Source organism: Ihubacter massiliensis (genome assembly GCF_024125305.1).
In the GTDB taxonomy this organism is placed as follows: Bacteria; Bacillota; Clostridia; order Peptostreptococcales; family Anaerovoracaceae; genus Hominibacterium; species Hominibacterium faecale.
In genome coordinates this window covers 2214110-2226565 of record NZ_JAMXVH010000001.1, presented here as the reverse complement: position 1 = coordinate 2226565, position 12456 = coordinate 2214110, and the positions used below count along the sequence as shown (strand labels likewise).

Annotated in this window: 12 protein-coding genes; 8 read left to right on the top strand and 4 right to left on the bottom strand. The window is 47.1% G+C overall.

Features of this window, described 5'->3' with window-relative positions; genetic code table 11:
• Window positions 1–44: 44 nt before the first annotated feature.
• Window positions 45–1322, bottom strand: a complete 1278-nt coding sequence (locus tag NIA71_RS10330) for a glutamate-5-semialdehyde dehydrogenase (RefSeq protein WP_148396223.1) — start codon at window positions 1320–1322, stop codon at window positions 45–47.
• Window positions 1304–2317, bottom strand: a complete 1014-nt coding sequence (locus NIA71_RS10325; protein ID WP_253020349.1) for a ribonuclease H-like domain-containing protein — start codon at window positions 2315–2317, stop codon at window positions 1304–1306. Before NIA71_RS10325 ends, NIA71_RS10330 begins: the two co-directional genes overlap by 19 nt.
• A 682-nt stretch (window positions 2318–2999) precedes the next feature.
• Between NIA71_RS10325 and NIA71_RS10320 the strand changes: the two genes are divergently transcribed.
• The 4 genes from NIA71_RS10320 to NIA71_RS10305 all read left to right on the top strand — a co-directional run bounded on the left by NIA71_RS10320 (window position 3000) and on the right by NIA71_RS10305 (window position 5895).
• Window positions 3000–3260 (top strand): stage V sporulation protein S, encoded by a 261-nt coding sequence (locus NIA71_RS10320; RefSeq protein WP_148396225.1) that lies wholly within the window; start codon window positions 3000–3002, stop codon window positions 3258–3260.
• 480 nt (window positions 3261–3740) lie between these two features.
• Window positions 3741–4538: a glutamate 5-kinase gene (proB, locus tag NIA71_RS10315; protein ID WP_148396226.1), complete on the top strand. Its 798-nt coding sequence runs from the start codon at window positions 3741–3743 to the stop codon at window positions 4536–4538.
• A gap of 4 nt (window positions 4539–4542) precedes the next feature.
• Window positions 4543–5346, top strand: coding sequence for a pyrroline-5-carboxylate reductase (gene proC / locus NIA71_RS10310; RefSeq protein ID WP_227755576.1), 804 nt, complete (start codon window positions 4543–4545; stop codon window positions 5344–5346).
• 9 nt (window positions 5347–5355) lie between these two features.
• On the top strand, window positions 5356–5895 hold the full coding sequence (locus NIA71_RS10305; protein ID WP_148396228.1) for an NUDIX domain-containing protein: 540 nt from the start codon (window positions 5356–5358) through the stop codon (window positions 5893–5895).
• On the opposite strand, the gene spoIIM is transcribed toward NIA71_RS10305, so the two are convergent.
• Window positions 5864–6493, bottom strand: coding sequence for a stage II sporulation protein M (spoIIM, locus tag NIA71_RS10300; RefSeq protein ID WP_227755575.1), 630 nt, complete (start codon window positions 6491–6493; stop codon window positions 5864–5866). The genes NIA71_RS10305 and spoIIM overlap by 32 nt on opposite strands.
• Before the next feature lie 171 nt (window positions 6494–6664).
• On the opposite strand from spoIIM, the gene NIA71_RS10295 reads away from it, so the two are divergent.
• On the top strand, window positions 6665–7546 hold the full coding sequence (locus NIA71_RS10295) for a site-specific tyrosine recombinase (RefSeq protein WP_148396230.1): 882 nt from the start codon (window positions 6665–6667) through the stop codon (window positions 7544–7546).
• A 367-nt stretch (window positions 7547–7913) separates the two neighbouring features.
• Complete coding sequence (locus NIA71_RS10290) at window positions 7914–8702, top strand: C40 family peptidase (RefSeq protein ID WP_227755574.1); 789 nt, start codon at window positions 7914–7916, stop codon at window positions 8700–8702.
• Between the two features lie 85 nt (window positions 8703–8787).
• On the opposite strand, the gene NIA71_RS10285 is transcribed toward NIA71_RS10290, so the two are convergent.
• A complete protein-coding gene (locus NIA71_RS10285) occupies window positions 8788–10344 on the bottom strand; it encodes an amidohydrolase (protein ID WP_253020348.1) in 1557 nt (518 codons plus the stop codon).
• A 405-nt stretch (window positions 10345–10749) separates the two neighbouring features.
• Here NIA71_RS10285 and NIA71_RS10280 point away from each other — a divergent pair, with 405 nt between their 5' ends.
• Together NIA71_RS10280 and NIA71_RS10275 are read left to right on the top strand one after the other, a co-directional pair.
• Window positions 10750–10974, top strand: a complete 225-nt coding sequence (locus NIA71_RS10280; RefSeq protein WP_148396233.1) for a hypothetical protein — start codon at window positions 10750–10752, stop codon at window positions 10972–10974.
• 14 nt (window positions 10975–10988) lie between these two features.
• On the top strand, window positions 10989–12440 hold the full coding sequence (locus tag NIA71_RS10275; RefSeq protein WP_148396234.1) for a cytosine permease: 1452 nt from the start codon (window positions 10989–10991) through the stop codon (window positions 12438–12440).
• Window positions 12441–12456 lie beyond the last annotated feature (16 nt).

Here is a 12456-nt window from a genome sequence, read left to right as displayed (position 1 = left end):
GAAAAATAAAATCTCTTCTCCCCGTAAATTGTTCTCAAATGGTGTTATTTTAAATCTTTAAAGTGGAAGCTGCGAACGCCGCCGGCATAGTCGGAAACGATCTGGCCGCTGCCAAAGAGTTTGTACTTGTAGGTTACAAGTCCGTCTAGGCCCACAGGCCCTCTGGCATGGAGCTTGCCGGTACTGATGCCGACCTCCGCGCCGAAGCCATAGCGGAAACCATCGGCAAACCGGGTGGAGCAATTCTGGTAGACCCCGGCAGAGTCCACGTTGGCCATGAACCTTGCAGCTGTGTCGCTGTTTTCGGTAACAATGCAGTCCGTATGGTGGGAGCCATAGCGGTTGATGTGGTCAATGGCTTCGTCGGCATTGTCCACTACTTTTATGGACAAAATATAATCCAAATATTCCGTTTCAAAATCCTGATCGTCCGCTGCTTTACAGCCGATCAGGCTGCAGACTGTTTCGTCTCCCCGATATTCAATGGAGGCGCCGGAAGCCTCCGCCAGCCTGGGCAGGAATTGAGAAGCGATACTGCGGTTAACCAGCAGGGTTTCGGCTGCGTTGCAGGCTGCTACATATTGCGTCTTGGAGTCGATTACGATGGGCACCGCTTTTTCCAAATCCGCATCTTTATCCACATATACGTGGCAAACGCCGTCCGCATGGCCCATGACCGGAATTTTGGAATTGGCCATGATGTAGGAAACGAACTGATTGGAGCCTCTGGGAATGATCAAATCGACGGATTCGTGGCATTTGAGCAGTTCGTCAATTCCTGCCCGATCTTCGATCAGCAGGGCGAAGCTTTGCGGCAGGCCTGCAGTTGTGCCAGCTTTGTAGATGATGTCAAAGAGGATCCGATTGGTATTGCCTGCCTCGCTTCCGCCCTTTAAGATGGCGCAGTTGCCGCTTTTGATGCACAGGGAGGAAATCTGAACCAGCGCATCGGGCCGGGATTCGAATATGACGCCGATGACGCCTATGGGGCAGGTGGTTTTGATCAGGGTGAGCCCTTCGTCCAGCTGGCGCTTGAGCAGCTCTTGAAAAAGAGGGTCCTCCATGGCAATTAAATCCTTGATGCCGCTGATGCAATCATTGAGTTTGTGTTCGTCGAATTTGAGCCGGTTTTGAATGGGAGCCGGCAGAGCATCCGCCGCTGCTTTTTCCAAATCTTTGGCATTGGCAGCAAAGATCGCCTCTTTGTTGGCCGTAAGATCGTCAATTATGGCGTTTAAAGCGCTGTCCCGGATCTGACGGGGCAAGGCCGCCATTTTAAAGCTGTCAGCTTTGACATTAGCTGCTAAGGTTTTATAATCCATTGGTTCAACATCCTTTCTAAAAATATTTTAACGAAGTGATTAATTTCTAAATAATGCTTTTCATGTTGCTGCTCCAAAATCAGAAAGCCTTCCTGACAGCCGGGATATTTCTCAAAGATACTCAGGTCCAATTTCATGGCCTTCAAATCCACAAGAACAAGACCAGCTTGTTTTATAAGGGGCACTGAGACTGAAAAAATGCCGTTCTGTCGGCTGAAATCCGCATAACAGGAGACCTCTCCCCATTCAAAGCATTTGTAGTCCCAGCCGGGCTGTCGCTGGCTGCCGGAAATCTTCAGCTGGTTTCCGGAAAAGGCAATCTGTTCGACGATCAGGCCAGGCTGCCCCGGTACATCTGGCTTCAAAGGAAATCCCATGTGGAACATCGCTTTGTGAACGTCCGCTTTTTCCAAAACCGCCAAAAGACGGTAGAGCTGGAGAATATCATCGTGATTGTGAAGCAGTATTTTTTCTTTTACGAACGGATCCTTCTGCGAAAGGTATTGGTAGTAAAGCTCTACGCTTTCCGCTCCGGAAATCTCGTCTTTTCTATGATCCCATAAACCAAGGAAATTTTCCACTGTTTTTTGCTTGAGATTGGGCAGAAACTTTCGCACCGGGCTGTAGATTTTGACCAGAAGATAGAGGTCCAGGTTGAATGGCAGCTGGGGCGCCGGCCTGCCGGCGCGGCCTTTTATGAAAGGGACGTCGAAATGCTTTCCATTATAGGTCAGCAAAAAATCTGTTTCGCTGACGGCCGAAAGATAGGCCTGAAGCGTTTCTTTTTCCTGGGAAAGATCTTCGGCAAAGAACTGCTGCACCTGAAGCATTCCGTCTTCTACTGTCAAAAGCCCGCCGAGAACAAAGCGGCTCCGCTGCGGACTGAGTCCAGTCGTTTCAATATCAACGACCCCCAGCCGCATTCCATCGAAATAGAGGTCGAAGGCCTTGGATGCGTATAAAGGATATGCAATTTTGTCCGTAATATATTCCATATTGTCTCCTTGTATCATCTTTTACCAACGCAACGGATTCGGTATGGATAAAACCGGTGCGCTCGTGGTTCCACCAATTTTCCCGCTTTTCTGCTGCTGGACCTCTCACCTTGCTGCCTGCAGTAACTTTGATCTTAGTCAAAGGTCTGCTAAGCCTGGGGCCTCTCAGGGCCGCAAAGCAAAAGGAGCGCTGAAGCGGAGTCACGTGCCGCAGGCGCAGGATGCCGGTTTGCATCCTTACGGCAACGCCGTACCAATCTGATGCGGACATTATAATATGCGAGCGCAGTCGAGCATATTTCAAGGTTTGCATCCCTACGGCAACGCCGTACCAATCTGATGCAAACATTATACCACAAATTCCCCTCTCCAAAAAACAAAACAGACTGCAGGGGAGCAGTCTGTTTTGTTCAAAAGGGGTATTGGGATTAGAGATTAATGAGGTTATCAGGGGGATAACCACAATTTGATTATAGCGGGTCATGTCAAAAAAATCAAGGGGTTGTCTAAAAATTTTAGAAAAAAGAAAAAAAGCAAAGAATTTGTCGGATTTTTTTGCTATAAATTGGTATTTTTGAACTATATAATAGATACGAGGATGAAAACCGTTTCAACCTCACTTTAACCTTGTAAGCCCGTGAGGGATAAATGAATATCTATTTATATTAAGGAGGATGTACACGTGGAAGTTTTAAAAGTATCAGCGAAATCAAATCCGAATTCGGTGGCAGGAGCACTCGCAGGAGTATTGAGAGAAAAGGGCGGAGCGGAAATCCAGGCTATCGGTGCCGGAGCGCTCAATCAGGCGGTGAAGGCCATCGCTATTGCAAGAGGGTTTGTTGCACCAAGCGGTATCGATCTGGTGACCGTGCCGGCGTTTACGGATATAGAGATAGATGGAGAAGAACGGACGGCAATCAAGCTGATCGTGGAGCCGAGATAATCATAAGCCTGCATGAAGCGTAAAAAATAATGTAAAGCGGAACTTGAATCTACATAGGAGTCAGATGGTTCCGCTTTTTCTATTAAAAGTAGTAGGAAAGATCGATTTTATCGATCTTTCCAAAATCTCGGCGCCTGCTGCGCATCGCGCATCCAGCAACTCTACAATGCTGGACAATAGAAAAATGGGTAACTTTGCGAAAAGATCACAAATTTTTTCGCAAAGTTACCCATTTTGATAGAAGCCCCGCCGACCCCACTCAACTCAACCCACGGCCCCATCCAATCAGAAGCCTGCAACCAAGAGCGGCATCGCACCCAGACTGCCGCCGCGTCAATCCATACCAATCCGCACCAATCCTCCGAACGATTCCAAGGATTCCACGGATACAGACCAAATTCTGCCCTGTGAACCTTGCGGATGCGCCCATTTTGTCGTATACTTATACGGTCATATAAATAAAGAAAGAGGCGATGAAATATGAATCCGATCAGCGATTTAATCAAGGAGAGCCGGAAAATTGTCATCAAGATCGGAAGCAATGTGCTTTCCGATGACAACGGAGCGGTAAACCGGGAGGTTCTCCATAATATTGTAGAACAAGTCAGCAATCTCATAGAACATCACAAACAAGTCATCATGGTTTCCTCCGGAGCGGGAATCTGCGGAGTAGGCGCCATCAACAAATGGAGCCGGCGGGGAGACATGAACTACAAGCAAGCTCTCTGCGCCATCGGCCAAGTTGAGCTGATGATGGCCTATAAAGAATATTTCAGCGACTACGGCATTCACGTGGGACAGATTCTGCTGACCAGGGAGGACTTTCTCGACCCCCACAGGACGCTCAACATACGCAACGCCCTGTTCACCCTGGTGGACGAAGGCGTGGTTCCCATCATCAACGAAAATGACAGCGTCAGCGTCGATGAAATTAAAATCGGCGATAACGATACCCTTGGCGCCCATGCCGCAAAACTCTGGAACGCGGACGCGCTCATCGTCCTCAGCGACATTAACGGCGTCTACGACAAAGACCCCAAGGCAGAGGCCGATGCCAGGCTGATCGAAGAAGTGCCGGATATCGACCGCCTGCTTGCGGACATCGATATCGGAGAAAAGAGCAGTTTCGGAACCGGCGGCATCGCCACCAAGATCGAGGCGGCCAGACTGGTCAACCAATACGGGATCGCCATGATCCTTTTAAACGGAAAAAAGCCGGATATCATCAACAAAGCATGGAATGGCAAAGAAACGGGAACAGTATTTTCGGGGAGGTAGAAGAATGAAGATTGGATTTATCGGCGCAGGCAATATGGGCGGAGCTATTTTAAAAGGTTATGCAAAAACCGCTGCCCAAAACGGCGATCAGATATTGGTTTTTGATATAAATGAAGAAAAAAGAACGGCTTTGGAACAGCAAATCCCGGTAGTCTCAGCGTGCAGCTCGGAAAAAGAGCTGGCCCGCAGCAGCGACGTGATTCTTTTAGGAGTAAAGCCCAATATGTTTGAAACGCTTCTGCCCCAGATCGCAGAGGAATGTACCAGTGAAAAAGTGATCGTTTCCATGGCAGCTGGTGTCAGCATCGGCTTTATCCAAAGCTATCTGGGCAGTGAGCAAAGGATCATCCGCATTATGCCCAACACACCGGCTCAGGTAAGCGAGTCCATGGTGGCGGTCTGCAGGAACCAGCATGTGGATGATCAAACTTTCCGCCAGGTATTCGGCATCTTTGAGGCCATCGGCAGAGCCGAAGAAGTAGATGAAGCTTTGATCCACTGTGTCATCGGCGTCAGCGGAAGCAGCCCTGCATATACGTATATGTACATAGATGCGCTTATACAGGCGGCCGTTGACTATGGCATGGATGAGGAAAAGGCAAAAGTTTTTGCGGCCCAGTCAGTCCTGGGAGCCGCTAAGATGGTTCTGGAAACTGATATCAGCCCGGAGCAGCTGCGCATCAATGTATGTTCGCCGGGAGGCACCACCATCGAAGCCGTGAACAAATTGATGGAAAACGGCTTTATGGATCATGTAAAGGAAGGCTTTGCGGCAGCAGTAGAAAAATCCAAAGCAATGACAAAATAGGAGGAAAACATGGTCTTTGAAGAAAAGAAAATCAGCAGCGAACGCATTTACGAAGGCGCCATACTCAACCTGAGGAAAGATACGGTTACAGCGCCCAAAGGCAAGGCTTACCGGGAAATCGTCGAACACAATGGGGCAGTCGCCATCGTTCCCATTACAAATGACGGAAAGCTGGTCATGGTAAAACAATTTCGTTATCCCACGGGAAAGGTCATTCTAGAGATTCCTGCAGGCAAAATCGACCAGGGTGAGACCGACCCGCTCCTGACCGCAAAGCGTGAACTAAAAGAAGAGACCGGGTATACCGCGCAAAACCTTCATTATCTGGGAAAACTCAATCCCAGCGTAGCATATACGGAGGAAGTCATTCATTTATACGCTGCTACCGGCCTGACCCCGGGCGAAACCAGTTTTGACGATGACGAAGCCCTGGATATTGTGGAATACGACTTTCAAGAAGCCTATCAAATGGCAGCTTCCGGCAAGCTGGTGGATGCGAAAACCATCGCCGCCATCTTTATGGCGAAAGAACAATTGGATATAAAATAGCTTCCAGCCCGCAGGCCAGTCCGATGGCCAGACACAAAAACATCATAACCAAAATATAAGAGCCTGAGAAATCTTTCAGGTTCTTTTTTGACGCCATATGCCTGGACCGCAGAGAATAAAGTCCGTAATTAACCGCCGCGGCTGCAGCCAAAATAAAGGCCGGGATCAAAATCAGATTTTGAGGAACCAGAGAAGTAAGGATCATCAGCATGCCTTTATCCTTCAACGTTTCAATGATCAGACCAGTACAAAACCCCAAGGCCATACCTTGATAGGTAATCGCAGCCAGAGCAGCGGGAAATCCCAGCGCAGAAAGGCCAGCTAGAAATATGATCAACAGCAGCAGCAGATTGCTCGTCAGGGAAGAAAAAAATGGATTGGGATAATCCACATTGCTGCCTTCCATATACAAGTATTGCTTCAAATAACCGGCCAGACTGGTTTTTTCATCAAAAGCCATGGTCAGTTCCAAGAAAATACCGGTGGATATACCAGTCAGAAAAAAGAACGCACAAATCAGGAGTACCTTTTTGCTGCCAAAAGCCACAGATACGGCCTGATTTAAGGTATATCGTTTATTTATTTGAACCCTTTTCATATGTATGCCTCCTCTTACTTAGTTAAATTATGTTAACCAGAAGCACTTTATTACTGCTCTACAAAAAATGTCAGAATTCGACAAAATATTATTGTAAACCATAACCAAATGGATTATAATGGAAAAGTAGAACGGAAAGCAGGTATTTGCTTACAGGAGGGAGGAGCGTACATGCTTCTTGAACAATTTTTTGAGTATTTGAAGAGCGAAAAGAAGATGGCGAAAAATACGCTGGAAGCGTATCGGCGGGATGTTTTGGAGTTTTCTCGATTTGAGAATCAGCGCGGGATTACAGATCTCAGACAAACGCCTGGTACAGAGGTGGTGGCGTATCTTCTAAAGCTAAAAAATGAAGGTAAGTCCGCAGCCACAGTTAATCGCAAATTGGCCTCCATACGGTCTCTTTACAATTACCTGCTGACCATAAAAGAGGTTGCGGTCAACCCCACCAGCGATATTAAATCGCCGAGAATCGAAAGAAAAACGATTGAATATCTTACAATCGAAGAGATCGACCGCTTGCTGTCCCTTCCGGACCAAAGCGTTCGGGGGATTCGTGACAAAGCAATTCTGGAGTTGCTTTACGCCACCGGAATTCGGGTCAGCGAATTGATCGAAGCGGATGTGGAGGATATCAATCTGCGCATGGGATTCATCACCTGCGCCGGTGAACAGAGCAAAGCCAGAATCATTCCCATGGGGCGGCCGGCCAGAGCAGCGTTGGAAGAATATATATACGATGCCAGAAATACACTGCTTAAAGAACGAACTGAGGAAACCGCGCTTTTCGTCAACTATTACGGACAGCGAATTACTCGCCAGGGACTGTGGAAAGTATTAAAGGAATACGGAAAGCAAGCCGGCCTTGAGCATAAGCTGACGCCCAACATTATAAGGAACTCTTTTGCGGTTCATATGATACAGAATGGAGCCGACCTGAAATCCTTGCAGGAGCTGCTGGGGCATGAGGATATATCGGCTACCCAAATCTATCTCACCGTTACCAAAAATCGAATAAAAGACGTTTACGATAAAACCCATCCCAGAGCATGAGGTGGGTTTTATTCATAAACATGAATAAACATAACAAACAAACCAATACATACAATCCGAAAATTACAGCAAATTAGTTACTGAAAAACATTTAAGTGCAATAGAATAGTTTTTATAAAAATGGTAAAAATACTGCTAAACGCGTAAAGAAATCAGAAAAATCAATGGTTTTAAGTCGCTAACCCAGCAAAAACAACTGATTTTATAAAATTATTTAAAAAGATTTTTAGATGTTTTTGATAATATAGCACTGCATACTAGTGATAGCAAGGGATGAAGCAGAATTTGACTTTTTGTATGTTCGATGGTATAGTAATACCCGTGTTATTCAATAAAAGCTGGGGAAAAAACTTAGAGAGAGGCTTTTATGAGTAAAAAAATGGTAACCTATGCGGTGACATTGGCAATGATGTTCAGCATCTTTTGCCTTCCGGCAGCAGTGCATGGAGCTGACGGCAAGGACCCGCAAGTGGCGAAAACGACCGGTGCGAAAGCGAAGGCAACAAGCGGCAGCACGATCAAACTGACCTGGGGAGCCGTGTCCGGCGCAGACGGATACGCGGTCTACAGGTACAACTCAAAAAAGAAACAGTATAAAGAGTTGACAACCACATCCCAGACCAGCTATACAGATAAAAAGCTGAAAGGGAATACGACTTACCGCTATAAGGTGAGAGCATACGCTGAAGTAAACGGCGTGACATATTACGGAGATTATTCCGCAGCCACAAAAACAAAGACGAAAAAGAGCGATCCTCAAAAAGTGGTCGCAAAAGCAAAGGCCAAAATAGGCGCTCGCTATCGATCTGGCGGGTCAGGCCCAAAATCCTTCGACTGCAGCGGATTCGTATACTGGGTATATAAAAACGCGGATGTAGACGCAAAGAAAAAAGTAAAACGGACTTCTTCTGCCGGGTTGTATTCTTCTCTTAAAAAGTATAAAGTGGGCTCTTCCATAAAGAGCATCAAAAAGGCGAAAGCCGGAGATATTATTCTTTTTAAGAGGGGCGGACGTTATAGCCATGCGGCTATATACGCCGGAAGCGGAAAGATTATCCATGCTGCTAACGCAAGAAAGGGAGTATGCGCCCAGAGCGTGAAGCAACTGAATAATTCAGGCACGAGAGTCGCCGCGATTATTCGGGTCGTAGAATAAGCCACAAAAACGCAAATAAAGGAGCTGTCGCATTATAAAACGCGATCAGCTCCTTTTTTCATGCAGCAGCCCGCCGCCGGGCCGGTTATTTTTCAAAGACCACCCGGCCTTCCGAAATCGTCCCTTTAACCTGAATCTCATCAATGCGGTCGGAAACCTCATATGGATCCTCGCTCAATACGGTAAAGTCCGCATAATAACCTTCTTTGATCGTACCTCTTTCGTCTTCTTCAAAGGCAGCATAGGCCGCATTATACGTGTAAGCCTTCAACGCTTCCGTCACGCTCATCCGCCTGGTATCAAAACGGGCATTTACAAGCCCCTGAATTCCAGTCAGAGGATTCAAGCTGTTTACTGGTGAATCAGAGCCTCCGGCTACGATGATCCCCTGATCGCTGATATATTTGTAGGGCTCCATACGACGGCTCCTCTCCTCCCCGAACCACTGCTCGATTGGTCCGCCGGGGGAGCCATAGAGATAGGTGTATTCCGGCTGCTGGCTGACGACAATACCCAGCTCGGCTGCCATCTTGATATGGGCTTCTCTCGGAAGGGTAAAATGCTCCACTCTCAGGCGGAGATTTTTCTGCCCCTGCTCAGCAATTACCCGCCGGTATGCATCCATTACCTGATCGATGGCCCGCTCTCCCATGGCATGAAAGGCGATCTGCTTGTTATCGGCATAAGCTTTTGCTGTCAGCTCATAGACCTCGCTATCCTTCCGATAAAGATCGCCGCGAACCTCCGGCCTGCAGGTATAGGGCTCGTCCAGAGCCATGGTGTAATCCAAATCAGCGCCATCCAGGGTCAGACACCCGCCATGTCTGGGCAGATTGTATTTCTTGGATTTTTCATAATCCCACATCTGGGGATAAAGCACGCAGTGGAGAGGCAGATCACCCTTATCTAACCGTTTGAGCCACAAATCCAGATCAATATCACCTGTGACAAACTGCCCTTCCAGACAATGGGCAGTGGTAATTCCATTTTCAACACACATTTGAGCGAACTGTGTAATATAGCTGTCGTACTTTTCCTCAGAAATGCCGGCGATCAGCTCGCCAAGGGTATAAAAATTAACCTCGTCTTCCGCCAGATAGCCGTTGAATTCTCCACTTTCATCCATGGTCAGGCCGTAAGTGCTTCCGTGGTAATCGACTGCTTCATAGGCCGCAGTATTGATTGCGGATGTATGCAGCGTAATGCTGATTACCATGACCTTCTTGCCGTGGGAAACTGCATCCAACTCCTTCCTTGTGGGGAACCGGTTTTCTTCAATTTGAGCTACAATGAAAAAGGGTGCGAATACCAGGTCGTCCTCGGTAGTTTTGCAGCGTTCATCGATCAGATTTAAAACTTCTTCAATGGTTACAGCGTTGATCAGGTTGACGCCTCCCATCATAATCGCGGTCTGCCCTGCGTGGACATGGGAATCGATCAGGCCGGGAATAATGATATTATCGCCAAAGTCCTTCCTTTCGCAGCCTTCCGGGATGGGGCCGTCGCCGACCTTCGCAATTTTTTTATCCTTGACGGCAACCCAGTCTGCCGCAGGATGGTCTTCGTCCAGCGTGTAGATCGCTTTTCCTGTCAAAATGTAGTCATAATCCATATTGGCATTCAAAGACAGATTTTCCTTCATGAGAAACACCTCCTAATAAACAATGAAAAAACGTAAGTGCCATAATCTATTAGAAAGCAAGATTCGTTCCAATCAAATTCGAGTGAAAAAGAACGAATTTTCAGCAAAAACAGGGACTGAAAATTAAATGAAATTTTTATATGAATAGACCGTAATTTTAAAAACAAAGAAAACCACTCATATTACAAGGTTTCTACCAACGTTTTATTATTATTTAAATATAAATAGTAAATTTAAAAATGAATAAAATGATTGTTCCATAACCTGCATGCGGCGGTACGCCTCAGGGATAGTCAAAACCGGGTGAAATATCCTTGAGGATAATTATCACAAATTCAATCTTGTTTTACAATAATCGTAGTAAACATTTTTAGCTGACGGTTTTAACAGGAAAGAGGTGATCAGATGTTACCAGTTGAACAACTGCCAATCGACATTAAAGGGATTGACCCGGAAATGCGCAAAGCACTGGAGGAAAGAATCGTTGATTTCGAAAAAAATCACGAACCTCAAACATCAAAGGGAGGAGCCGGCTATGTGCCGAAGATCAGGAAGGGAGATTACATCTTTGCAGGAGTCATTAATGGAGCGATTCTGCTCTATTACATCATTGCCGTTTTAATGGCATAGAGAAAGGAGAAAACATGGCGAACAATAATAATGTTACAGAAGCTGTATATACATCTCTGCTGCCGGCAGACAAATCCGAGAGATGTTATGGCATGTGGGATCTGATCGCTGTTCAGATTTGTTTTGGCATCGCAGCGTGGTTCTTCCTCTGCGGAAGTCAGGCCGGAATGCTCTTAACCGCTAAGGAAGCAATTCCAACAATTTTAGCAGGAAACTGCGTCGGTATTTTTATGATTTCATTTCTATCAATCAGTCCATCCAGATACGGTGTTGAACAGCTTACTGCCACCGCTGGTATATTTGGACAAAAAGGTTCAATTCTCATGACCTTTTTCTTTTTGATCGCATGTTATCCGGCGCTGGCCCTGGCAACTTTAATGTTTGGACAAAGTGCGATTAAATTTGTAGCGGTTCTGACAGGACCAGGTTTTTTTGCCACGGAAGGAGCGGCTGTTACCATATTTGCTCTGATTGCTTTGGTGGGCGGTACGTTTATTGCCTGGCTGGGGCCCAATGCCCTCAGGTGGTTCACAAGGCTTTCGGCCATCTTCATGGCACTGATCCTGGCGGGATTGATTATTTATCTCTTTGCCTACCATGGAATAGATTCCGTTATCCACGCAAAACCGGCGGAGCCTTATACGGATGCAGATATGGGAGCCGGCATGGGCATAAAGTGGAGCAGGGCCACGGCTCTTGAAGCAAATCTGGGCCTGGGCATGTCCTGGGGATTCTTCTTCGGCGGATGGACCAGATTGGCCAAGACCGAGAGCAACGGGTACCATGGATGCATGTGGGGCTGGGGTGTTCTCGCGGCAGTGGCAGGATTATTCGCCGCTTTCGCCGCCCTTGCCATCGGAAAATATGACCCGACCATCTGGTTCGTACAGGTCAGCAAAGACACGGGTCTGGGATTCCTGGCTGCCGTAGGTCTGGTGCTCTTTGCCATCGCCAATATCACTTCGGTAGCTACGCTGGTTTATCCGGAGGCCATCGCCGTCAAAAGCAGGATGCCCAGGTTCGGCTGGATTCCGGCTCTGCTGATTTCTGTGGTGCCGGTATTGTTTATGCTCAATAACGCGGTCTATTACATGGTCAGCAACGTCTACGCCTTTATCGGCCTGGTAACCGGAATCTATGCGTCCATCGTTGTATTTGATTTCCTCTTTATCAGCAAAGGCCGGTTCCGGATCAGAGAATTCTTCAGTGTCAACAAAGGCTATCAATATGCCAAGGGCTGGAACCCGGCGGCTCTGATCGCAGTGGGCGCAGGTTTCGCTACATATCTGCTGATTCTCAACCCGCTCACTTGGACCAGTCTGACGGGAATCTTCCCTTATACGACTGCCATCGTGCCAACCTTCTTCCTTACAGGAATCGTTTATACGGTTTTGATGAAGACTTGGATTATGAAAAAGTATAAGATTCCCTTTGTCAATGACAACGAAATTGAAACCAATCGCTAATGCAAACCCAAAGGGG

Excerpts from the sequence above, each read along its gene's own strand:
- NIA71_RS10330 (WP_148396223.1), bottom strand. The coding sequence starts at position 1,322 with ATGGATTATAAAACCTTAGCAGCTAATGTCAAAGCTGACAGCTTTAAA.
- NIA71_RS10325 (WP_253020349.1), bottom strand. The coding sequence starts at position 2,317 with ATGGAATATATTACGGACAAAATTGCATATCCTTTATACGCATCCAAG.
- proB (WP_148396226.1), top strand. The coding sequence starts at position 3,741 with ATGAATCCGATCAGCGATTTAATCAAGGAGAGCCGGAAAATTGTCATC.
- proC (WP_227755576.1), top strand. The coding sequence starts at position 4,543 with ATGAAGATTGGATTTATCGGCGCAGGCAATATGGGCGGAGCTATTTTA.
- NIA71_RS10305 (WP_148396228.1), top strand. The coding sequence starts at position 5,356 with ATGGTCTTTGAAGAAAAGAAAATCAGCAGCGAACGCATTTACGAAGGC.
- spoIIM (WP_227755575.1), bottom strand. The coding sequence starts at position 6,493 with ATGAAAAGGGTTCAAATAAATAAACGATATACCTTAAATCAGGCCGTA.
- NIA71_RS10295 (WP_148396230.1), top strand. The coding sequence starts at position 6,665 with ATGCTTCTTGAACAATTTTTTGAGTATTTGAAGAGCGAAAAGAAGATG.
- NIA71_RS10290 (WP_227755574.1), top strand. The coding sequence starts at position 7,914 with ATGAGTAAAAAAATGGTAACCTATGCGGTGACATTGGCAATGATGTTC.
- NIA71_RS10285 (WP_253020348.1), bottom strand. The coding sequence starts at position 10,344 with ATGAAGGAAAATCTGTCTTTGAATGCCAATATGGATTATGACTACATT.
- NIA71_RS10280 (WP_148396233.1), top strand. The coding sequence starts at position 10,750 with ATGTTACCAGTTGAACAACTGCCAATCGACATTAAAGGGATTGACCCG.
- NIA71_RS10275 (WP_148396234.1), top strand. The coding sequence starts at position 10,989 with ATGGCGAACAATAATAATGTTACAGAAGCTGTATATACATCTCTGCTG.